Source organism: Stagnihabitans sp., assembly GCF_964946895.1.
Genome location: NZ_CBBQHX010000007.1, coordinates 134,626 through 157,633, shown reverse-complemented (window position 1 = coordinate 157,633; position 23,008 = coordinate 134,626). Strand labels below are relative to the sequence as shown.

Genomic DNA, 23,008 nt, shown 5'->3' with positions numbered 1-23,008 from the left:
CCGCAATGCCCGTCACCGTCAAAGACCTCGTCGCCGCCGCCAATGCCGTCGTGCCCCGCATCTCCACCGCCGAGGCGCAAGAGATGATGGCCAAGGGCGCCCTGCTGCTGGATGTCCGCGACGCAAACGAACTGGCCGAGATGGGCCGCGCCACAGGCTCGCACCACATCCCGCGCGGCTCGCTGGAGTTCAAGGCCGATCCCGCCTCGCCCTCGCACGACCCCGAACTGCGCCCCGACCGCCCGGTGATCCTGCATTGCGCCGGCGGCAGCCGCTCGGCGCTGGCCGGCAAACTGCTGCATGACTTGGGCTATGCCCAGGTCTTCAACATCGGCGGCTTCAAGGACTGGAAAGAGGCCGGCGGCCCGGTGGAAGCGGTTGGCAGCACAGGCAAGTGACCCGTAGGGTGGGGTTCAACCCCACCCTACCTCAGTCCGCACGCCGCGTAAGGTGGGGTTCAACCCCACCCTACCGTCAGAAATCCAGATCCGCGTAATGCGCCGGCGGCGGGAAGCCCGGGATCTGATCCGACAGCAAGGGCCGGAACGATGGCCGCGATTTGATCTTGGCGTACCAGTCCTTCACCGTCGGATTGCGGTTCCAATCCACGTCCGAGATATAGTCCAGACACGACAGATGCGCCGCCGCCGAGAAATCTGCCAGCGTCATCACATCCCCCGCCAGCCAGCGGCGCTGCTCCAACAGCCAGCCCAGATAATCAATGTGGTACTTGATCCGCCCAGCGCCCGATTTCACATTCTTGCTGTCCGGATAGCCCTGACCCATCAGCTTCTTGTGGACCCGCTCGTACAGCAGCTTCGACGTCACTTCGTTATGGAATTTGTCATCAAACCAAGCACATAGCCGCCGCACCTCATAGCGGGTGTCGATGTCGCGCGGCATCAGCGCCGGGGTCGGATAGGCTTCATCCAGATATTCGCAGATCGCCTGACTTTCCGACAGCATCCGCGTGTCGATCTTCAGGACCGGCACCTTGCCCGCCGGATTGCGGCGCAGGAATTCCGCGCTCTGCTCCCAATAGCGTTCTTCGATCAGCTCCACCTCAAGCTTCTTCTCGGCAAGCGTCAAGCGCACCTTGCGGCAGAAGGGCGACAGCGGAAAATGATACAGTCGGATCATGGGGTCCTGCGGCAGGTTTCGTCCTTCAATGCAACGCTTGGACCGGGAATTCAACTCCCTCCGGTCAATCCGCCGTCTCAAAACAGGCTGCGCGACCATCCGCCTCAATCGTGTCAGCCCCCGACATGATCTCTTCGGCATGGGCCCGCACGAAGGCCGAGGGTTTGGCGGCGTGGCGGTCCTTGGGGTTGGGCAAAACCGCCGCCAACCGCGCCGCCTGCACAGCGCTCAGATGCGCCGCATCGGTCTTGAACAGCACCCGCGCCGCTGCCTGCACGCCAAAGACACCCTCCGAAAATTCCGCCTCGTTCAAATATACCTCTAGAATCCGTTGCTTGGACCACATCAGTTCCACAATCGGCGTCAAAGCGGCCTCCATCGCCTTGCGCAGATAGGACCGTCCCTGCCACAGGAAGACGTTCTTCACCACCTGCTGGCTGATGGTGGAAGCGCCGCGCTGTTCGCCATGTTTGATGGCATCGCGGATCTGGGTCATGTCAAATCCCCAGTGCAGGCAGAAGTTCGCATCCTCCCCCGCCGCAGCCGAACGTCCCATCGCAGGTGCTATCTGATCCCAGCGCACCCAGTCGCGCTGAATGCCGCCCAGACGCCAGCTTTCCTGCCACTGATAGATATTCCCCGGCGGCGGCAGAAAGGAAAACAGAAAGATCAGAAGGACATAGAAACCAAACACCGTCGCCACGCCGCGCCCCAACCACCCCAGACCCCGCCGCCACAAGGGGCGCGGGGTAAAGGCTGTCGCATCAGGTGTCTTCGCTCGGGTCTTCTTTTCGGCCATGCCGCAGCATAGGCCTCAGCCCTCGCGCGCGGTCAAGCCTTTCAGGCGGCCTTCGGCTCCAGCGCAGCGCGCAGCGTGGCTTCGTCGTCATGGCTGAGCGAGGTCTGCAGGATCGTCCCCTTGGCCCGGAACTGCGCCAGACGCTCCACCACCTTTTCGGCGTTGAACTTGCGCGCCAGCAGGAAAACCGCCGCCGTCCCCGGCTTCAGCCGCTGCCCCAATTCCCGCATGAAATCATCGTTGATGCCAACGTCGCTCATGCTGCCCGACAGCGCTCCGGCCCCCGCACCCAGCACCGCTCCGACCAGGGGGTTCAGGAAGATCATCCCGATCAACAGCCCCCAGAACCCGCCCGAGGCCGCCCCCATCGCCGTCAGGTTGGCCGCCTGATGCAGTTGCACCTTGTTGTCCAGACTGCGGGTGACAACGACAACGTCTTCCATTTCCAGCAGATATTCCTTCTGCAGCTTCACCAACTCCGCCCGCATCTCAAAGGCGGTGGCGTCCTGGTCAAAGGATACGACGATCAGATCAGACATGGCTATCTCCTTGGTTGAAGGACCTGTCGCACGACGCGCGGCGTCCGTCCTTGATCCAAGTTAGATAAGCAGGCCGGGTCACAAATACGCCCGCTGCGACGGGCGCAGCGGGCGTATTTTCGTCAGATCGGCTGGTTCTGGCTTATTCGGCCGGAACCTTGACCGCCTCGTCGCTCAACGGGTGCGGCAGGCGGTTGACCATCTCGATCGGGCAGACCTGCAGGAAGTTCCGCCGCTCGTCGCTCCAGTTCGACAGGATCCGCGCCGCATGACGCGACCCGGTTTCTGCCACATGCGCCTCGATCAGGCCCTTCAACTGGCCCTCCCAATGCGGGTGGCCCAGACCACAGGTCAGGATCGTCTCAAGGTTCATGAACTCTTCGGCCACGCCTTGCGGGTCATAGACATAGGCCATGCCCCCCGTCATGCCCGCGCCAAAGTTCGCCCCGATCCGCCCAAGGATAACCGCCACGCCGCCGGTCATATACTCGCACCCGTTCGACCCGCAGCCCTCGACCACCACCTTGGCGCCCGAGTTGCGCACGGCAAACCGCTCCCCGGCGCGACCCGAGGCATAGAGATAGCCATCCGTCGCCCCATAGAGCACGGTGTTCCCGATGATCGTGTTCTCTTCCGCCTTCAGCGGAGAGGTCATCGACGGCCGCACCACAATCGTGCCGCCCGACAGGCCCTTGCCGACATAGTCGTTGGCATCGCCCTGCACTTCGATCTTCAGGCCGCGCACCCCGAACGCCCCCAGCGATTGCCCGCAAGAGCCGGACAGCTTTACCGTAAGATGATCAGATTGCAGGGAGTTCCGCATCCCGAACTTCTTGACGATATGGCTGGACGCCCGCGTCCCGATGGTCCGGTGCGTGTTCCTGACCGCATAGGACAGCTGCATCTTCTCGCCGTCCTCAAAGAACCGGGCGCCATCGCGGATGATTTCCGCATCCAGCGTATCCGGCACCGCATTGCGCGGCTTGGAGCGGTCATAGGTGATGCGCTGCGTGCTATCGACAAGGATCAACAGCGGGTTCAGGTCAAGGTCATCCAAGTGGGCCGAACCACGGGAAATCTGGCTCAGCAAATCCGCCCGCCCGATGATCTCGTCCATCGACCGCGCGCCAATGCTCGCCAAAATCTCCCGCACTTCCTGCGCATAGAAGGTGATCAGGTTGACGACCTTGTCCGCCGACCCGGTGAACTTCGCCCGCAGGCTTTCGTTCTGCGTACACACCCCCACCGGGCAGGTGTTGCTTTGGCACTGGCGCACCATGATGCAGCCCATGGCGATCAGCGCAGCGGTGCCGATGCCATATTCCTCGGCCCCCATCATCGCCGCCATCACCACGTCACGCCCGGTGCGCAGCCCGCCATCGGTGCGCAGCGTCACCCGCTCGCGCAGGTTGTTCATCGCCAGAACCTGATGCGCCTCGGTCAGACCCATCTCCCACGGCAGACCGGCATACTTGATGCTGGTCCCCGGAGAAGCCCCGGTGCCGCCATTGTGCCCAGAAATCAGGATCACATCCGCCTTGGCCTTGGCCACGCCAGCCGCAATCGTCCCCACACCGGAAGACGATACCAGCTTCACCGTCACCTTGGCCCGCGGGTTGATCTGCTTCAGGTCATAGATCAGCTGCGCCAGGTCTTCGATCGAGTAGATATCATGGTGCGGCGGCGGCGAAATCAGCGTCACCCCCGGCGTCGAATGCCGCAACCGAGCGATCAGCGCCGTGACCTTCATCCCCGGCAACTGCCCGCCCTCACCGGGCTTCGCTCCTTGGGCCACCTTGATCTCAAGCTCTTCGCAAGCGTTCAGATACTCCGCCGTCACGCCAAAACGCCCGGACGCCACCTGCTTGATCTTCGCACTCGGGTTGTCGCCATTCGCTTCCGGCAGGAAGTGCGCCGGATCTTCGCCACCCTCGCCCGAGTCGCTCTTCGCGCCAATCCGGTTCATCGCCACGTTCAGCGTCTTGTGCGCCTCAGGCGACAGCGCCCCAAGCGACATCCCCGGCGTCACAAAGCGCTTGCGGATCGAGGTGATGCTTTCCACCTCCTCAATCGGCACCGCCTTGCCCAAGCTCTTGATGTCCAGCAAATCCCGGATGTGGATCGGCGGATTGGCCCGCATCGCAGCCGAGTACTGCTTCCAGATGTCATAGCTGGCCCGGTCACAGGCCGACTGCAGCATATGCATCGTCTGCGCTTCCCAAGCGTGCTTCTCGCCACTGCGACGCGCCTTGTAAAAGCCCCCCACCGGCAGCACGTCGGTCTGCGACAGCCAGCCCTTGGCGTGCACCTCTTCGCACTTCAGCTGAATCCCGTTCAGACCAATCCCCGAAATCCGGCTCTGCATCCCCGGGAAATACTCCGCCACCATGGCGCGCGACAGCCCGACAGCTTCAAAGTTCAACCCGCCGCGATAGGACGAAATGACCGAAATCCCCATCTTCGACATGATCTTCAACAGACCCGCGTCGATGGCATCCCGATAGCGCCGCATGGCGTCGATCAGGCTTCCTTCGATCAACCCCCGCGACACCCGGTCCGCCACCGAATCCTCAGCCACATACGGGTTCACCGTGGTCGCCCCCGACCCGATCAGCACCGCGAAGTAATGCGGGTCAATGCACTCGGCCGACCGCACGTTGATCGAACAGAACGTCCGCAGCCCCTTCCGCGTCAGCCACGAATGCACGGCTGAGGTCGCCAGGATCATCGGCATCGCCACCTTGGCTTCCGACTGATGCTCGTCCGTCAGCACCAGTTGCCCAGCGCCAGACCGCACCGCATCCTCAGCCTCTGCCCGGATCCGCTCCAACCCCAGACGCAAAGCGTCATGGCTTGATCCAGCCGGGAAGGTGCAGTCAATGAACGCCACCTGCTCGCCAAACCGCTCCACCAGCACCTTGAACTCGCCATTGGCCAGGAACGGGCTTTCCAGCACCAGAATCTCGGTCTGGCTGGAGTTCTCATCCAGCACATTCCGCAAATTGCCAAACCGCGTCTTCAGGCTCATCACCCGGCCTTCGCGCAAGCTGTCGATCGGCGGGTTGGTAACCTGAGAGAAGTTCTGCCGGAAGAAATGGCTCAAAGGCCGGTACACCTGCGACAGCACGGCGGCAGGCGTATCATCGCCCATCGAGGCGATCATTTCCTTGCCGTCTTCCGCCATCGGCACCAGAACCTGTTCCAGCTCCTCCAGCGTATAGCCCGCCGCAATCTGACGGCGGCGCAACTCGGCCCCGGTGTAGATCGGCGCTTCCGGCACATCGCGCAGCAGGGCGTTCAGATCGACGATCTTCTCGATCCAGTCGCCATAGGGCTGCGCGCTCGCCAGCTTGTCCTTCAACTCCACATCGCGGAACAGGCGGCCTTCCTGCATGTCGACGGCAATCATCTGCCCCGGCCCAAGCGCGCCCTTCTCCCGAACGGTCGCCTCATCCACCGGCACCATACCCGCTTCGGACCCTGCAATCAGCAGCCCATCCCCGGTCACGACATAGCGCATCGGCCGCAAGCCGTTGCGGTCCAACCCGCCACAAACCCAACGCCCATCCGTCATCGCCAAAGCCGCCGGACCATCCCAAGGCTCGATGACAGAGTTGCAATAGGAATACATGTCCGCCCAAGCCTTGGGCATGTTGGTGGTCGTCTTCGACCAAGCCTCCGGCACCAGCATGGTCTTGGCCATCGGCGCATTCCGCCCCGACCGCACCAGCACTTCAAACACCGCATCCAAAGCGCCCGAGTCACTCGTGCCCCCCGGAATGATCGGCTTGATATCCTCAGCCATATCGCCAAAGGCGGACGAGGCCATCCGGATCTCGTGGCTCTTCATCCAGTTGACGTTGCCCTTCAGCGTGTTGATCTCACCGTTATGGGCCAACATGCGGAACGGCTGCGCCAGCCACCACTGCGGGAAGGTGTTGGTGGAATAACGCTGGTGATAGATGGCGAAGGCGCTTTCAAAGCGTTCATCCATCAGGTCGGGATAGAACGTCGCGACCTGCTCGGCCAGCATCATCCCCTTGTAGATGATGGAACGGCAGGACAGCGAGCACAGATACAGCCCCTGAATCCCGGCAGCATTCGCCGCCTTCTCGATCCGGCGGCGGATGATGTACAACTCGCGCTCGAACTGCTCGGCATCCGCGCCATTTTCACAGCGGATCAGGATCTGCTCAATCTCCGGCCGCGTCGCCAGCGCCTTCTCCCCCAACACCGAAATGTCCGAGGGCACATGACGCCAGCCATAGATATAATGCCCCATCCGCAAGACTTCCGTCTCGACAATGGTCCGGCACCGCTCCTGCGCGCCGAAGTCCGTGCGCGGCAGGAAGACCTGCCCCACGGCGATCAGCTTGTTCAGGTCGGGTTCATGCCCCGTCCGGCGCACCTGATCATAGAAGAACCGCACCGGAATCTGCACGTGAATCCCCGCACCATCCCCGGTCTTGCCATCGGCATCGACAGCCCCGCGATGCCAGACCGCCTTCAGCGCCATGATGCCGTTTTCCACGACCTTGCGCGACGGCTTGCCCGAAATCGACACAACCAACCCGACGCCGCAGGACGAATGCTCATCCTCGGTCTTGTACAGGCTGTTGGCGTCCATCCACGCCCGCTTGGTTTCCTCGGCGGCAACCCAGGCTTCGTCATACTTGGTCATGGCTTTCATCCTTTCAGTCGAACTGGGGGCTTGCTGTCACATAGGGAGCAAGAAGTGCCGCCAGACGGGCGTGGTTCTTGTTGGCAATGGCTGTCTTGATCGGTTGCAAAAGCTGCAAATCGCGCAGCTTGTTGCCAACGTGGTGGTCGGTGTCGCGCAGCAGGGTGATCTTGGCACGGCCTTCATCGGCGAACATCTTGCAGTGCTGCAGGTCTTTGGGCGCCTGATCTCCGAAGAACAGATAATAGCGCACATCGTCCGTCATTTCATCCGCCAGACGCGGCATGGTGGACGGCCGCATGAAAGGCCGGAACCTCTCCCACCGCCGGTCCGCAATCACCGCCGGGTCCATCGAGAATTGCGGCGCCAGCGCGATGGCAAACGCAGCACCCAACCGGGCGGCAAAGGCCAGCGCGCCAAATCCGCCCATGCTGTTGCCGATGCAATCCACCTGCGTGATCGCATGGTCGGCAATATACTGGCGCACAATCGCCACGATCCGGTCCTGCACCCCTTGGGTCGAATACCACGAGCGTTTGCGGTCGATGATCGTCAGCACATGGTTCACATGCCCGGCCGAGGCGGTCGCCAGAAACTCCGGCTTCTGCTCGTCACCCTCATTATACCCGATGCCCGAGAAGCTGACACTCAAGTGGAACCCGCTGCCCGCCTGGCATTTCACCAGAAGGTCATCACTCTCCCACAACAGGCTGAGGTCTTGCGTCGCCATGGCTTGGGCCTTCGTCTCCATCAATTCTGTGACTGGTTCAGCGCCTTCAAGGTGCCATCATCCAGGGCCGACATCTGGTCATCGCATTCAAACAGCGGAATGGTCGAGGCAAACCCCGGCTTGCCCGGCAGGATGAACGCCACGGGGGCATTCTCGGACGGCGTCCAGGTGCCATCGGCCGCCTCCCACTCGGAATGGCCCGAAAAGAAGGTCCGCCATTCCTCCGAGATAAACTCATGCCCCTTGGAATGGCGCATGACATTCCCCTTGTCGTCGGTCTGGGTGTATTCGTATTCGGTCTGCTTCAGCTTCACGCCGTCAATCGTCGCACTCGTCCCGGTCAGCTTGTCAAAACCCTTGATCGTCGAATGCTCGCCATTGTCCTTGCTCAGCGCGAAGTCGAACGTGTCCAACCCCTTGGCCACCAGCTCCGAGAAAGACGCCGGGTCCTTGGGGTTGGGGTCCATCACCTCTTTGGTGCCGGCCCCGCTTTCATAGCTTTCCAGCCACTCCGCCTCGCTGTCGATCTTGGACAGGAAGAACGGGCCATTCGCATCATAATCGGCGCGCCACTGGTCCCCCTTGGCATCGCCCTCGCAGGTGTAGAAATGCGACACGATGCAGCCGCGCGACTGCACCGTCAGATGCGTGGTGCAGCCCTTGGGCGGCGTGAAGGTCCCGGCCATGGCTGGAACGGCAAGGACGGGGACGGCAAGGAAAAGCAGGGGAAGGACAAGGCGCTTCATGCTGGCATTCCATTCAAGGGGTCAGGGGTGAAAAGCAGGCTCAGGCTGCCGCCACAGAAGCCCGGCTTGGTGACGTCAAAGCCGGGCTGACCGGGTTGCACCACCGCCATCGGCCGATGCGGCGTATCGTCAGCCTTGAAGAAGGTTCCGGCGGTCTCTTCGCCGGCCAGATAGACGCCAAGGCTGGGCACCAGATAGGCCTTGGCCGTGCTGGTCGTCGGCCCCATCGGCTGCGGCAGGTTGATGGCCACATCGGCCATGAACTCCACCGTCGGCAACCCGCTCAGCACCGAGGTTGCCCCCGTCGCCTTGATCATGATCTTCTGCGTCGCAGGCTTCTTCATCCCCATCATGGTCAAAGAGCCTTTGGCCGTGAAGGTGCCGTGGCCCTGCGCCTCGACATCGGCCATCCTGGTTTCCTTCAGCGTCGCGGTGTCGGTGCGGATGACATAGCTGCCGGCCGCGTCGCCCGTCACCACCATGCCGCCATTGGCGGTATCGACCTCGAAGTGATCATAGCCGTCGGCGGTATAGGCCTCTTCGCGGATCAGCGGTGCGGCCAGCCCCTTGGGCGCCGGGCACGAGTACAGCACCGCCACCTCGCAATCGAGGTACTGCACCGTCGCAATATGCGAACAGGCCGGGTCCCGCTGGACCAGATCCGCCGCACAGGCCGGCAGCCCGGCCCCCAGCAGCGGCAGGCCCAAAGACAAGGACAGCAGAGCAGATTTTCGCATCGCCTTCTCCACGTGAAAGGTCAGATTGTCTGACCAACGCCAACCGGGCCTTTTCCTGCGCTCCGGGCGTGTAGGGCGTTTGTAGCTACAAAAGAACTACACAAACCCGACGCGGCCCCTCCGCTTTATTCTGCCGCAACAACCGCCGCTTGGGCCAGATAGGACAGGATCGCATCGGCTGCTTCACGCCCATCGCGGATCGCCCAAACCACCAGCGAAGCCCCCCGCACGATGTCGCCTGCCGCATAGACGCCCGGCAGATTGGTGGCATGGCTGCGGAAATCGGCCTTGATCGTGCCCCAGCGGGTCACGGCCAGTTCCTTGACACCCCAAAGCCCCGGCAGGTCTTCCGGCTCAAAGCCCAGGGCCTGCACCACCAGATCGGCAGGTTCGCGGTAATCGGCATCCTCGATCAGTTCCGGCATCTGCCGGCCCGATGCATCCGGTGCGCCAAGCCGCATCTTCTGCACGATCACGCCATCGACAACAGCGCCACCGGTGAAGCCCTTCGGTGCGGAAAGCCAAACGAATTCAACACCTTCCTCTTCCGCGTTCTGCACTTCGCGCTGGCTGCCCGGCATGTTGGCGCGGTCGCGGCGGTACAAACACTTGACCGAGGTTGCCCCCTGCCGGATCGCCGTGCGCACGCAGTCCATCGCCGTATCGCCGCCACCAATGACGATCACGCGCTTGCCCTCGGCATTCAATTCGCCACTGTCAAACTCGGCCACGTCATCGCCAAACGACTTGCGGTTGCTGGCCGTCAGATAGTCCAGCGCCTTCACCACGCCCTGCGCGCCGACACCCGGCGCCGCAATGTCGCGCGACTTGTAGACGCCCGTCGCAATCAGCACCGCGTCATGGCGGCCCCGGATCGCGTCAAACGACAGATCCTCGCCCACGCGGCAGTTCAGCACGAACTGCACGCCCGCCGCCTCCAACTGCTCAACCCGTTGCATCACAACGGGTTTCTCCAGCTTGAAGCCGGGGATGCCATAGGTCAGCAGCCCGCCCGCGCGGTCATAGCGGTCATAGACCGTGACCTGCACGCCCGCCCGCCGCAGCACATCCGCTGCCGCCAATCCGCCCGGACCTGCGCCGATGATCCCCACCGACTCGCCGCGTTCCACACCCGCCTTGATCGGCGCAACCCAGCCGTTTTCCCAGGCGAGGTCGGTCAGATATTTCTCCACCGCGCCAATCGTCACCGTGCCGTGGCCCGATTGTTCGATGACACAGTTGCCCTCGCACAGGCGATCCTGCGGGCAGATGCGGCCGCAAATCTCGGGGAAGGTGTTGGTGGCTTGGCTCAACTCGTAAGCCTCCTGCAACCGCCCTTCCGCCGTCAGCCGCAGCCAATCGGGGATGTTGTTGTGCAGCGGGCAATGGCTTTGGCAATAGGGCACGCCGCACTGGCTGCAGCGACTGGCCTGCTCGGCGGCCTTGTTGGCGGCGAACTGGCGGTAAATCTCGTGGAAGTCTTCGGCGCGTAGATTGGCCGGGCGCTTCTCGGGCGTCTCCTTGCCCAAGGACACGAATTTCAGCATGCGTTGCACGGCCATTTGATAGCGCTCCCATCTTCCCGCTCGGGTCCGGCTTGATACCCCGCCCCGCACGGGAATAAAAGTCAGCAGTATTGACCTATAAAAGCATTTCCGGCAAGATTTTCACCTGTCGATGCAAAAACAGGCGGAAATTAGGTCAGCTATCGATACCTATCAGCAGCCTTGCGCCCCCTTTGCCCCCAAATCAGGGGCGATTCGCGGGGGTCAGACGACCAATCCCGTGGCTGTCAGCACCAAAAGCAGGCCCCCGAACAGGATGCGATAGATCGCGAAGGCGGTAAAGCGGTGGCTGCGGATGTAGGTCAGCAGCCATTTCACCGCGACAAAGGCCGTGATGGTCGACACGACGAAGGCGATGCCCAACCCCGTCCAATCCTCCGCCACGCCACCCTTCATCTGCTTGAGCAGTTCATACCCGCTCGCGGCGTACATGGTGGGAATCCCGACCAGAAACGCAAACTCCGTCGCCGCCGCCCGGTTCGACGTGCCGACCAGCATCGCCACGAAGATCGTGGCGGCAGAGCGCGACGTGCCGGGAAACACGCCCGCCACAATCTGCGCCAAGCCCACCGCAATCGCCACCCGCACGGTAATCGCGGTGCGGTCTGCCTGCTTGGCGGCCAGCGTTTCCGCCAGGATCATCCACCCCCCACCAATCACCAAGGCCCAGGCAATCGGTTGAATTGTCGAGGGAAGTTCAACGCCCAGCTTCTTGACGACCAGCCCAAGAACGGCCGTGATCAGAAAGGCGATGATCAGCTTGATCAGATAATCACGGTTCTCGGCATCGCCCCACCCCAGCAGCAGATCGACGATCCGCCGCCAGTAGATCAGCGTCACCGCCAGAATCGCACCCGCTTGAATCACGATGTTATAGGTCTCTGACCGCGCGCCCAGCCAGTGCTCTGCCAAAAGCAGGTGCCCGGTGGAGGAAATCGGAAGAAACTCGGTGATCCCCTCGATCACCCCCAAAAGGACATCGTTCAGATAAGACACATCGGTCCCCTTGGTTGCGCCTGACGCAGAGTTACGCCTTTTTCAGGTTCTTGGCCGAATCGCGGATCGCGGCGAACTGACCAGATTCGCGATAACGCCACAGATATTCCGGGATGACCGCGCCGAAATTCGTCGCTTCAATTCCCAGGTCGGCAAGGGTCTTGGCCCCGGCCGACACCACATTGTCATGCTTGAGCTGGCGCACCTGATCCAGAGTGATGATCTTGTTGGGGAACAGCCCCAGCGTCAGGGCCGAAGCAAAGCCAACCGCCGCCGCGATGGCAGAGCCGACCCAGAACGGCATGTTCAGCACCAGCCTGCGACGTTGGATCACGGCAAGGACCTGACCGATCAGCATGCTCAGCGTCTCGGCATCCGGACCGCCCAGTTCATAGATGCCAGAGGCCTGACCCAGCACGCCCTTCACAGCGGCAGCGGCCACGTCCTGTACATAGACCGGCTGGAACCGCGTCTTGCCGCCAATCAGCGGCAGGATCAGGCCCAGACGGCTCATCCCGGCAAAACGGTTGAAGAAGCCATCCTCGCTACCAAAGACGACCGAAGGGCGCAAAATCAAGGCCTTGGGGAATGCAGCCAGAACGGCAGCCTCGCCTTCGCCCTTGCTGCGGGCATAGTTGGAGGCGGCTTTCACATCGGCGCCGATCGCAGACAGATGCACCAAGGTCGCCAGCCCAGCCTTGGCCGCAAGCCGGGCGACGCGCTCAGCCCCTTCCGCCTGCACGGCGTCAAAGTTGTTCGACCCACTGGCATCAAAGGTGCCCACGCAGTTGACCGCCGCATCCGCACCCACCAGCGCGTTGGCAACCGAGGCATCATCGCGGATGTTGCAGAACACCGGTTCCACCTGGCCCACGGCGCCATAGCCACGGACGAACAGCGCCTCGTTCGGGCGGCGAACCGCAACCCGCACGCGCCAACCCTCTTTCGCCATCTTGCGAGCGATGTAGCGACCGACAAACCCGGAACCGCCAAAGATCGTGACCAGTTTGCTCATAGGGCCCTCGTGACTGCTGCGCTTTTCCAAATACCGGGCCGAAAGACCGGTTTGAAGACGACGTCTGAATACAGGCGCCACGTTCTGCCAGCAAGACCATTCACGGATGCGATTTTTTCGATTTCACCCCGTTGACACCCCCGACAGGCACAGCTAAACCCCGCCCCACGATACGCCCGGATGGCGGAATTGGTAGACGCGCTGGTTTCAGGTACCAGTGTTGCAAGACGTGGAGGTTCGAGTCCTCTTCCGGGCACCAATATCGCAGACAAAGCCGTGTAACCAAATGGTTACACGGCTTTTGCTTTTCTCAGTCTCCGACTTGCCAACCTTTGCCTTGGCGGTGGCCATGGTGTTGCCGCGCAGGGGACGCTGCCACGCCGGATCAAAGAAACTGGGGTGGCACCGGGTTGCGCGGGGGCTGGCCAACCGGTTCGTTCAAGCTGAGATGGAGGCATGCCCCCTGCAGCACCTTGGCGGCGGCGCCAGGGTTCATGCAGCCGTTAATCGGCCAGTGGCTTAGTTGCCGTTCAGGTTCTGGATCAGGTTGATCGGGGTCAGGATGCCGCCCAGCAACTGCAAGCTGGGCAGGATCTGCGCCACGGCAGAGTTCCAGTCGCCGATTTCAGAGGAGGGAACGTAAACCACGTCGCCGGGCTCCAGTGGCAGATCAAGGCCACGGCCCGACAAGGCTTTGCGGGCGTCGAACACGATCAACTCTCCGGTCGTTGGAGAATTGCTGCGCACGATGCGGATGCCTTGCAACTGCGCCACCCCGGCGACGGGCCCGCCCGCCATGGAGAGAACCTGCAACAGGGTGCGTCCCGCCGCGCCATAAGGCACCGCCTGCGGAGACCCCACGGCACCCAGCACATAGACCGACATATCCTCTTTGCGCGGAGCGAAGATCACATCGCGCGGCTTGATCCAGACGTTCTGGCTGAAATCACCGTTGTGCAGCAGGGCGTTAAGGTCAACCGTGCAGACATGGTTGTCGCGCAACAGCCGCGCGCCGGGCAGATAGGCGTCGGGGGACAACCCTCCGGCCAAGGCCAAAGCCTGCAGGATATCGGTTGCGCCGCTCATGTACTTTACGCCGGACTGGTTGAATTCACCCAGGAAATACATCGGCGCACTTTGCGCCTCGACAAGTTCGACCGTGACCCAGGGGTTGATGAGATTGGCCTTGTACGCCTCTTTCAACTGAGCCTGTATATCGCGCGTCGTCTTTCCCGCCACCTGAACCAGTTCCACCATCGGCAGCTGAACATAGCCCGCATCATCAACGCGGGCGGTGATATCGGTCATGCCGGGTTCGCCAAAGACGTTGAACTTCAGATTGTCCCCCGGCCCGACCAGATAGCCGCCGGGTGGGGCATAACCGCCCTTGCTGGACGATTTGACACTGGTGGCAAGCTTCGCCCCGCCACAGACAGGCGTATGGGCCAAGGCCGTTGGGGCTGCGTTGACCGGAATTCGCTGGACGACGCCCGCCGTTTCGGGGCCTGCGATCTTGGGAAGGTCGGGCGGCACTTGCGGGACACAGGCCGACAGCACAAACAGCAGCGCGGCCACGCATTCCCAACGCAGAAACCTACTCATCCGTATAGCCCTTACTTCGCGTGGACAGGTCAAAGCGCCGTTCGGCTTCCGCGCTATCCCGCCTATCAGCAGACACCTCAAGTCCTCACTGGTATTGCAGCCCGGAACACAAACATAAAGTCCGAAAAGAAAATGATCTCCATTCTGAACGCTGCGCCGGATACGGGCAACCAAGGGGTTAGCGCCCTGTGCATGTCAGCCGTCGCCGGTCTGAGCGCCCGCAACATCGGGTCCGTGGCGGTGGCAGACCACGGCCGGGGCCACCGGAAAGCGGACTGGGGCTTTGCCCGGGTTGACCTGATCGGGCTCAGCAACACGCGCCGGTATTGGCGGTCCGAGAATCTTGTGGGGGTGCGGGCGCTGGCCCGGATGGGTGGGCTTCACTCGCCGACGGCACGGGTGATCGCGCGCAGCAAGGCCATTCTGGACGTTTCGGGCGGCGACAGTTTTACCGATCTTTATGGACCCAAGCGCTTTCGCACGATGGTTCTGTCCAAACAGCTGGCATTGGATTCGGGCAAGACGCTGATCCTGCTGCCCCAGACCCTCGGACCGTTCCACACGGCCGAATGCCGGGCCGAAGCGATTGAGGTGCTCAAGGCCGCCGACGCCGTTTGGCTGCGCGACAAGGGCAGCCTCACCTTCATGCAAGACATGCTGGGGCAGGATTTCAACCCGCAGAAGCACCGGCTCGGTCTGGATATGGCCGTGGCCCTGCCACAGGTGGCACCGAAGTCCGGTCTGTCCGAGGTGGTTCTTGGCTGGCTGAACGGCCAGCGCGAATTCCCGGTGATCGGCCTCAACGTGTCGGGCCTGTTGGCGATGGACCCGATTGCCGCGCAAAAGACCTTCCGGCTGACTGACCGGCATGACCGCCAGCTTGAGGTGGCTTGCCGGGCCATTCTGAACCTCAACCCGACCATGCGGCTTTTGCTGGTGCCGCATGTCCATCAGGCCGAGGGTGCGCCGGAAAGTGATCTGACCGCCTCGCGTCAGCTGAAGGCGCGGCTGGGTGCAGACTATGCCGACCGGATCGAGATCATCGAAAGCCGCCCCAACGCGATGGAACTGAAGTGGATTCTGGCCCGGCTGGATTGGTTCGCCGGGGCCCGGATGCATGCCACGATCGGGGCCTTTTCCTCGGGCACCCCGACGCTGGGTCTGGGGTATTCCGACAAGGCGGCGGGTGTGTTCGATCAATGCGGCATAGGCGACCATGTGGCCGATCTGCGCCAGATGGATACGGCCACCCTGGCGCGTACGATGGCGATCTCTGTCGCAAACCGGGCGGACACCAAGTTGAGACTGGCGGGATTGGTGTCGGATCTGCAGCAGCGGGCCGAGGCGCAAATGGACGCGATCGCCGCGCAGATCGGGGCCTGAGATGTCGGTTGGTTTCATTGGTCGCTCTTTGGCATGGTCGGTACCTTTTCTGGCTGAAATCGGGGCCATGCTGCGATCTGTCGTGCTGGCTTGGGCCACGGGGCCAGAGGAACTGGGCCGCGCCATGGTGTTGGTTTTGGTGCTGCGCCTGACCGAGATGATCAGCGACATCGGGGTCGAGCGTTTGCTGATGACCTCTCGTGATGGCGACGATCCGCGCTTCTTGTCAGCCTTGCAGGGCGCCGCGTTTCTGCGCGGCCTTGCGATGGCGGTGATGTTGCTGGGCTTGGCCTTTCCGATGGCCTACCTGCTGCCGGACGGGGCGAGCCTTGGCGAATACATGGCGCTTGCCCTTATCCCAATGATGCGGGCCTTCCTCAACCTCGATTACCGTCTGGCCGAGCGGAACTTCTCTTACCTGCCGTTGGCACTGGTGGAGGGCGGGTCAGTCTTGCTGATGCTGGTGTCGCTGCCGTTGATCGGGCATCTGGTGCCGGACCATCGGGCGATGCTGGTGGCCTTGCTGGTTCAGGCGGCGGCGCAGGTCCTGCTGTCGCATCTGGTGGCGCATCGCCGCTGGTCGATGCACTTCGACAAGATGATCCTTGACCGCGCCGCCCGCTTTGGCACGCCCTTGGTGGTCAACGCTTTCCTGATGTTCCTGACCTTTCAGGCCGACCGTCTGATCGTGGCGGGGTGGTTTGGCTGGGCGGAGGTCGGCATCTACGGCGTCGCCCTGCAGCTGGCCAGCCTTCCGGCCCAGATCGCAGGACGGGCTGCAGGCTCGCTTCTGGCGCCGCGGTTGCGGGTGGCGTTGCACAACGACACTTTGCGGCCCGTGGTGGCTGCGGCGGTCAAAGTGCATATCGCCCTGGCGGGAGCCTTTGCCTTAGGCTTCGCAGTGCTGGCACCCTATGCCATCGCGCTGGTTTATGGGGCGCAATTCCGGCCCTCCTTCGCGCTGGCGCTGGCGCTGGGTCTGGCCGCCGCCTTCCGCATCCTGCGCACTCCGCATTCGCAAACCGCCGTGGCCTCGGGGCGCACGGGGGATCCGGCCCGGGCCAACTTCTGGCGTGCGCTGGCCCTGGTGCCAGCCATGGGTCTGGCCGCCATGGGTCAGCCGCTGCTGATGGTCGCCATGGCCGCCATGATCGGCGAAATGCTCGCAACCCTGCGCGCGCACTTCCTGCTGCAATTGAGCTTCCAGCCGATTTCCGAAGAGGCCCTGCTGTGAACACCGATCCGATCACCAAAGCCGTTGCCTGCAACCTGTGCACCGGCTGTGGTGCCTGCGCGGGCGCCTTCCCGGACTTCATCAAGATGGTCGATGACCCGATCAACGGCCGCCGTCCCGTGGTGCGCGCCGATGTCGATGGCCAAACGGCCGCCGAAGCTGCCATCAAGCTCTGCGCCGGGGTGGCGGTCGACTACACCACCTTTCCGCGCAAGGATGCGGTCGACGCCACCTGGGGTCCGGTTCTGGCGACTTGGGAGGGTTATGCCGCCGATGACGACGTGCGCCACCGCAGCTCCTCGGGCGGAGCGGTGACGGCTTTGGCGCTGTTTGCCCTGCAATCAGGGGCGGCGGGGGGCGTGGCCCATGTCCGTGCGCGTCAAGACGACCCGCGTTTCAATGAGGCGGTGATCAGCACGACCCGCGAGGGCCTGATGCGCGGTGCGGGGTCGCGCTATGCGCAGGCAAGTGCTGCGGAAGCGATTGGGACAATTGCCGCCTTGGATCAGCCGGTGGTCTTCGTGGGCAAACCCTGCGACGTGGCATCGGTTCACAAGGCCGGGATGGGCGATAAACTGGCCGTGACAATAGGGATCTTCTGCGCCGGAGCGCCCAATCTGGTAGCGACCGACAAACTGCTGGCGCGTCTGGGCGTGCCCGCCAAAGCCAGGCTGACCGAGTTGCGCTATCGCGGCGACGGCTGGCCCGGCCTGATGCAGGCAAAATATCTGACCGAGACGGGTGAGGTGACCTCAGCGGGCATCCCCTATGCCGAAGGCTGGGGCCGCATCCTGCAATCGGAACGCCGCTGGCGCTGCCGGATCTGCACCGACCACACGGGTGCCTTCGCCGATATCTCGGTCGGGGATCCGTGGCACAATCCTCCGGCGGGGAATGTCGATGCGGGACGGTCACTGATCATCGCCCGTACGCCAGCCGGCCTGCGCCTGATCGAGGCAGCGATTTCGGCTGGGGTTCTGGTTGCCACACGGGGCGACCGCGCGGTGATCGCGCGCGCGCAACCGAACCTTTTGGCCAGCCAAGGAGCCGTCTTTGGCCGCCGCCTGATCATGCGGGCCTTCGGGCTGCCGGTGCCGCAGGAAAAGGGCCTGTCCCTGCTGCCCCTGTGGTTGCGCCTGCCGGCCAAGGAAAAACTGCAATCCCTCGCGGGAACCGCCAAGCGCATCCTGCGCGCCAAGCTGTGGCGTCCGGTGGTGATCGGAGGGCAGACATGACCCTTTCAGACGCCATATCGGCCCGCAAGGGCAACAATCTGGACCTGCTGCGCCTGATCGCCGCCGTGTCGGTCATCGTCAGCCACGCCTGGCCCCTAGCCTTGGGCATCGGGACGCCCGAACCTCTGCAAGAGGTGACCGGGCGCTCATTGGGTGGCTGGGCCCTGGTGGTCTTCTTCTTCCTGTCCGGCTTTCTGATCCTCCAAAGCGCCGAGCGCCGGTCCGCCATAGCCTTCTGGACCGCCCGTATCCGTCGCATTGTGCCCGGTCTGACCGTGGCGCTGCTGGTCTCGCTGGGGTTGGCCGTCTTGTCAGGCGGCACGCCAAACGCGGTTGAGGCGGTCCGCTTTGTCTTGCGCGGCCTGAGCCTGGTGGGGATCGAGCATCAGATCACCGGGGCATACGGTGCCAATCCCTATCCGCATGCCGTCAATGGCCCACTATGGAGCCTGCAATACGAGGTGGCCGCCTATTTCATCTGCTTTGTGACGGTGCGCCTCGGGCTGCTGCGCTCCTCCATCGGGGCAGAGGCCCTGCTGGCGGTGGCCATGGGTCTGGCCATCTTTGCGCCAATCCTGCCGGACCGCCTGGCCACGTTCGCTCCGTTGTTTTTGGCGTTCAGCCTTGGCATGGCGGCGTGGCGGTTCCGCGAGGTTCTTGCCCTGCACCCGGCCCTTCTCCTGCTGCCGGTCTTGGCTGCAAGGATTGCCAGCGACACGCCCCTTGGCGAAGTGATAGGAACGATGGCCTTCTGCTACGCCATCCTGTTGCTGGCCTACCGCACGCCGGTGCTGAACCTGCGCGAGGATGTCTCTTACGGCGTCTATATCTATGGTTGGCCGGTTGCGCAGACCCTGGCAAGCTTGCTGCCACAGGTCACCCCCGTTCAGCTTGCTGTCTTGTCTGTGGTCTGCACACTGCCGATTGCGCGGGCCAGCTGGTCTTTGGTGGAACATCCCGCGCTACCCCTGCGTTCGAAGGCCGTCTGAGCGATGACAACCCGCGCCGCAGCCCTTCCCGGCAACCAGATGAAGATCCGTAGGTTCCTCGGCGCGCCCTTGGTGGTGACGCTATTCTTCTTCGGGATGATGCTGCCGACCTCGGTTTCGGTCAACCTTGCCGGGCTGCGGTTGTCGGTCTATCGCTTTGTGCTGCTGTTTGCCCTGTACCCGATGCTGACGGCCCTGATCTCGGGCAAGCGCGGCAAGATCAACGTCTTTGACTGGCTTGCCATCGCACATTCGGCCTGGTGCTTTCTGGCACTGGAGGTCTGGGGCGGCGCAGGTCAAGGCACGCAATCGGGCGGGATCTACGTGATCGAGTTCCTGGGGTCGTACCTGGTCGGGCGGATCTACGTGCGCAGTTATGAAGATTTCTATGCCGTGGCCAAGTTCTATGTGGGTGCCACCTGCGTGATGGTGTTCTTCACCCTGCCAGAGGCGGTGACCGGCATCCACATCCTGCATGATGGCATCGTCAAGGTGGTGGGTGGCCCGATGGCCCCCTATATCGACAAACGCATGGGGCTGACCCGCGCCTTCGGGCCGTTCGACCATCCGATCCTTTACGGCGTCTTCTCCGCCGCAGCCTTCTCGATGGCCTATTTCGTGATCGCCGAGCGCAGGCTGTTGAACTTCAAAGGCATGAGCCAAGTGCTTGGGGTGATCATGGCGGCCTTCTTTTCAGCCTCGGGCGGGCCATACACGGTGCTTCTGCTGCAGCTTTTCGTGGCCATCTGGCAACGGGCTCTGGGCAAGACCGATGGGCGCTGGAAGATGCTCGCCGGGCTTTTTGCCGCGCTTTACGTGGGCATCGACACGCTGTCCACGCGAAACCCGTTTCAGGTTTTCGTCACCTACCTGACCTTCTCGGCCGTGTCGGGCTACAACCGCATCCTGATCTTCCAGTTCGGCTCGGCCGAGGTGTGGCGGCATCCGATCTTCGGGATCGGGTTGGGGGACTGGATCCGGCCGTCCTACATGTCCGACAGCATGGACAATTTCTGGCTGGTCGTCGCCTGCCGCTATGGGCTGCCTGCGTTCTTCCTGCTGGTGACGCTTCTGATCGGGCTGATCTGGAAGGCCGGGCAGCGCAAGGGCCTGCCGCAGACCTGGCGCAACGCCCGCCATGCCTGGGCCTTCACGCTGTTCGGCATCTCGGTCGCAGCGGCGACGGTGCATCTGTGGAACGCGTTGTTCGTGCTGTTCATCTTCCTGATCGGGTCGGGCGTCTGGCTGGTGGATGCGCCTTTGCCCGACGGCGCCATCAAGCGAGACTTTGGCCTGAGCCGACCGGGCCGCATCGCAACCCCTTTTCAACCGGCCCTTCCGGGTGCCGTCACGCGTTTCTTCTGAAAGGATAGCACCATGGATCTTTCCATCATCATCGTGAACTGGAACACGCGTGTTCTGCTGCGCGATTGTCTTCATACCGTTTTCGCCGGTTTGGGGTCTTTGAAGGCCGAAATCATCGTGGTCGACAACGCCTCCTCCGATGGTTCGCTGGAGATGCTGGCGCGCGTGTTTCCCGAAGTGAAAACCATCGCCAACGATAGCAACCTTGGTTTTGCGGCGGCGAACAACCTGGCCTTGGCGCGGGCAAAGGGGCGGCACGTGTTGCTTTTGAACACCGATACGCTGGTGCATGGCTCGGTCTTGCCCGATGCCGTCACTTGGCTGGACCGCCATCCGAACGTGGCCGTGATGGGTCCGCGCATTCTGAACCGGGATGGAACGATGCAGGTGTCCTCGACCAAATTCCCGACGCTGCGCAACCTGACGTTCCAGATGCTGGGCCTGACCCGGATTGCCCTGTTCGACGTCTACCGTCTGGAAAGCTGGGACCGGCGGGATCAGCGGGAGGTGGAGGTGATTTCCGGCTGCGCGATGTTCGTGCGAGCGGCCGCCGTGCGGCAGGTGGGACTGCTGGACGACGCATTCTTCTTTTACGGCGAAGAAACCGATTGGTGCCGCCGCTTTGCAAATGCGGGTTGGAAGGTCATCTTCGCCCCCGTGGGCGAGATCACCCATTTTGGTGGCGGCTCGGTCAAAAGCCTGAACCACAAGCGCGACATCATGCTGACTGAAGGCACCGTGCGGCTGCACAGAAAGCATGGCGGAATCATCGCGGGGCTGGCCTGCTATGCGTTGCTGGCCACGTTCAACCTGTCGCGCAGCATCGCCTGGACCGTGCTTGCGGTCGGTGGCAAGACTGCGGCGCGAGAGAGGGCCCGGCATTTCCGCAGCGTGGTGTCGGGCATGGGCAAGGCCTGGCCCCGGCCCAAGGGGGCGCGGGCATGAAGGTTCTGCTGATTGCCCCGAACGTGGATGGCACCGATGTTGGCGAGGCCTATGTCGCGTTCAAATGGGCCGAGGCGTTGGCCCGGAAGGTTGACCTGACCGTGCTGTCCTTTGAACGACCGGGCCGCCGGTCCTTGGCGGATCAGTTGCCGGCAGTGCGCGTTGTGACATGGCCGGAACCGGCCTTCGTCCGCCGCCACGAACGTCTGAACGCCATGCTGAAACCGGCTTGGCCGCTGTTCGCCCATAAGGTGAAAGTCTGGCTGAAGGCAGCCGTTGCCAAAGGCGAAAGGTTTGACGTGACCCATCAATTGATGCCGCAGGCCGCGCGTTATGCCTCGCCGCTGCGGCACTTCGACATTCCCTGTATCATCGGTCCGCTTGGAGGCGCCTTGGACACGCCGGAGGCGTTCCGGTCCGAGGCGGGATCTGCCCCGCTGTTCACGCGACTGCGGGCGCTGGATGCCTTGCGCTTCCGCTGGGACCCCGGCCTTCGGGCCAGTTATGCCAATGCTGCCTGCATTTTGGGTGTGGCGCCCTATGTCGAAGAGGTTCTGGGTGCCATCAGCCTTCAGCGGTTCGAGCCGTTACTGGAATTGGGCATAGATGATGCACCTGACCCGCCGCGTCTGCCCGTTGAACCGGGCAAGCTGCGCCTGCTGCATGTCGGTCGCGGGGTGCGCACCAAGGGCCTGCGCGATGCCGTACGCGCCTTGGCGCATCTGAAGGACCTGCCGGGCGTCACCCTGACCAGCGCGGGCGCGGGCGAGGAAATCGCCCTCTGCCGGGCCGAGGCCAAGCGTCTGGGCATTGTGGACCGCGTGGCCTTTCTGGGCCAGCAACCCCGCCCCCATATCGAAGAACTGTACCGCACCCATGACGCCTTCCTGTTCCCATCGTTCCGCGAACCTGCTGGCGGTGTGCTGTACGAGGCCATGCGCAATGCCATGCCGATCATCACCGCCGCGCGGGGCGGGCCGGATTTCATTGTGGACGACACCTGTGGGTTCCGCATCCCGGTGACGACGCCCGCGCAGTTCGCCAAGGATATTGCGGCAAAAATCCGGCTTTGCGCCAGCCAGCCTGGCTTGCTGGACACCCTGGGCCGCAATGCCCGCGCCAAAGTGGTGGCCGAGGGGCTGTGGTCCGCCAAGGCGGATCGGCTTCTGGCGCTTTATCAAGACCTTCTGAAGTAGGGCCTGCAGAAACCTACTCTATAGGGTAGGAATCCTCCCAAGCGTTCAGTCGGCTTACCCCGCTGCGGCCACCCGTTAGATACGCCATCTGGATATGAATGACACTCGACA

Annotated in this window: 19 protein-coding genes and 1 tRNA gene; 9 read left to right on the top strand and 11 right to left on the bottom strand. The window is 62.9% G+C overall.

Annotated elements, in window-relative coordinates; genetic code table 11:
• The first annotated feature begins 5 nt into the window (after nt 1-5).
• Complete coding sequence (locus AC1Y2B_RS06895) at nt 6-398, top strand: rhodanese-like domain-containing protein (RefSeq protein WP_482252328.1); 393 nt, start codon at nt 6-8, stop codon at nt 396-398.
• A gap of 76 nt (nt 399-474) precedes the next feature.
• Here AC1Y2B_RS06895 and fzlA read toward each other — a convergent pair whose 3' ends face one another.
• From fzlA to AC1Y2B_RS06845, 10 genes are all read right to left on the bottom strand, one after another.
• Complete coding sequence (gene fzlA, locus AC1Y2B_RS06890) at nt 475-1,140, bottom strand: FtsZ-binding protein FzlA (RefSeq protein WP_482252327.1); 666 nt, start codon at nt 1,138-1,140, stop codon at nt 475-477.
• 64 nt (nt 1,141-1,204) lie between these two features.
• Nucleotides 1,205-1,939: a monofunctional biosynthetic peptidoglycan transglycosylase gene (mtgA, locus tag AC1Y2B_RS06885; RefSeq protein WP_482252326.1), complete on the bottom strand. Its 735-nt coding sequence runs from the start codon at nt 1,937-1,939 to the stop codon at nt 1,205-1,207.
• 41 nt (nt 1,940-1,980) lie between these two features.
• Complete coding sequence (locus AC1Y2B_RS06880; protein WP_482252325.1) at nt 1,981-2,478, bottom strand: DUF1269 domain-containing protein; 498 nt, start codon at nt 2,476-2,478, stop codon at nt 1,981-1,983.
• A gap of 142 nt (nt 2,479-2,620) precedes the next feature.
• Complete coding sequence (gene gltB, locus AC1Y2B_RS06875) at nt 2,621-7,159, bottom strand: glutamate synthase large subunit (protein WP_482252324.1); 4,539 nt, start codon at nt 7,157-7,159, stop codon at nt 2,621-2,623.
• Between the two features lie 13 nt (nt 7,160-7,172).
• A complete protein-coding gene (locus tag AC1Y2B_RS06870; RefSeq protein WP_482252323.1) occupies nt 7,173-7,889 on the bottom strand; it encodes an alpha/beta fold hydrolase in 717 nt (238 codons plus the stop codon).
• Nucleotides 7,890-7,909: 20 nt separating this feature from the next.
• On the bottom strand, nt 7,910-8,635 hold the full coding sequence (locus tag AC1Y2B_RS06865) for a hypothetical protein (protein ID WP_482252322.1): 726 nt from the start codon (nt 8,633-8,635) through the stop codon (nt 7,910-7,912).
• Nucleotides 8,632-9,372: a hypothetical protein gene (locus tag AC1Y2B_RS06860; RefSeq protein ID WP_482252321.1), complete on the bottom strand. Its 741-nt coding sequence runs from the start codon at nt 9,370-9,372 to the stop codon at nt 8,632-8,634. The genes AC1Y2B_RS06865 and AC1Y2B_RS06860 overlap by 4 nt, the downstream gene beginning before the upstream one ends.
• Nucleotides 9,373-9,497: 125 nt before the next feature.
• Complete coding sequence (locus tag AC1Y2B_RS06855) at nt 9,498-10,934, bottom strand: NAD(P)-dependent oxidoreductase (protein ID WP_482252320.1); 1,437 nt, start codon at nt 10,932-10,934, stop codon at nt 9,498-9,500.
• Nucleotides 10,935-11,141: 207 nt separating this feature from the next.
• The gene (locus tag AC1Y2B_RS06850; protein ID WP_482252319.1) at nt 11,142-11,933 is read right to left on the bottom strand and encodes an undecaprenyl-diphosphate phosphatase; all 792 of its coding nucleotides are present in this window, start codon (nt 11,931-11,933) and stop codon (nt 11,142-11,144) included.
• 31 nt (nt 11,934-11,964) lie between these two features.
• Nucleotides 11,965-12,948 (bottom strand): complex I NDUFA9 subunit family protein, encoded by a 984-nt coding sequence (locus AC1Y2B_RS06845; protein WP_482252318.1) that lies wholly within the window; start codon nt 12,946-12,948, stop codon nt 11,965-11,967.
• Between the two features lie 174 nt (nt 12,949-13,122).
• On the opposite strand from AC1Y2B_RS06845, the gene AC1Y2B_RS06840 reads away from it, so the two are divergent.
• A tRNA-Leu gene (locus AC1Y2B_RS06840) sits at nt 13,123-13,207 on the top strand.
• 260 nt (nt 13,208-13,467) lie between these two features.
• Here AC1Y2B_RS06840 and AC1Y2B_RS06835 read toward each other — a convergent pair.
• The gene (locus tag AC1Y2B_RS06835; protein WP_482252317.1) at nt 13,468-14,550 is read right to left on the bottom strand and encodes a polysaccharide biosynthesis/export family protein; all 1,083 of its coding nucleotides are present in this window, start codon (nt 14,548-14,550) and stop codon (nt 13,468-13,470) included.
• A 132-nt stretch (nt 14,551-14,682) separates the two neighbouring features.
• On the opposite strand from AC1Y2B_RS06835, the gene AC1Y2B_RS06830 reads away from it, so the two are divergent.
• The 7 genes from AC1Y2B_RS06830 to AC1Y2B_RS06800 are packed head-to-tail and all read left to right on the top strand — an operon-like array spanning nt 14,683 to nt 22,897.
• Nucleotides 14,683-15,933: a polysaccharide pyruvyl transferase family protein gene (locus AC1Y2B_RS06830; RefSeq protein WP_482252316.1), complete on the top strand. Its 1,251-nt coding sequence runs from the start codon at nt 14,683-14,685 to the stop codon at nt 15,931-15,933.
• A 1-nt stretch (nt 15,934) separates the two neighbouring features.
• Nucleotides 15,935-17,167: an oligosaccharide flippase family protein gene (locus AC1Y2B_RS06825; protein ID WP_482252315.1), complete on the top strand. Its 1,233-nt coding sequence runs from the start codon at nt 15,935-15,937 to the stop codon at nt 17,165-17,167.
• Nucleotides 17,164-18,402 carry a Coenzyme F420 hydrogenase/dehydrogenase, beta subunit C-terminal domain gene (locus AC1Y2B_RS06820; protein WP_482252314.1) on the top strand — a complete coding sequence of 413 codons (1,239 nt, stop codon included), beginning with the start codon at nt 17,164-17,166 and terminating at the stop codon, nt 18,400-18,402. Before AC1Y2B_RS06825 ends, AC1Y2B_RS06820 begins: the two co-directional genes overlap by 4 nt.
• Nucleotides 18,399-19,391: an acyltransferase family protein gene (locus AC1Y2B_RS06815; protein WP_482252313.1), complete on the top strand. Its 993-nt coding sequence runs from the start codon at nt 18,399-18,401 to the stop codon at nt 19,389-19,391. The genes AC1Y2B_RS06820 and AC1Y2B_RS06815 overlap by 4 nt, the downstream gene beginning before the upstream one ends.
• 3 nt (nt 19,392-19,394) lie before the next feature.
• The gene (locus tag AC1Y2B_RS06810) at nt 19,395-20,756 is read left to right on the top strand and encodes a hypothetical protein (RefSeq protein WP_482252312.1); all 1,362 of its coding nucleotides are present in this window, start codon (nt 19,395-19,397) and stop codon (nt 20,754-20,756) included.
• Between the two features lie 12 nt (nt 20,757-20,768).
• Nucleotides 20,769-21,701, top strand: coding sequence for a glycosyltransferase family 2 protein (locus AC1Y2B_RS06805; protein ID WP_482252311.1), 933 nt, complete (start codon nt 20,769-20,771; stop codon nt 21,699-21,701).
• Nucleotides 21,698-22,897 (top strand): glycosyltransferase family 4 protein, encoded by a 1,200-nt coding sequence (locus AC1Y2B_RS06800; protein ID WP_482252310.1) that lies wholly within the window; start codon nt 21,698-21,700, stop codon nt 22,895-22,897. Before AC1Y2B_RS06805 ends, AC1Y2B_RS06800 begins: the two co-directional genes overlap by 4 nt.
• The last annotated feature ends 111 nt before the right edge of the window (nt 22,898-23,008 follow it).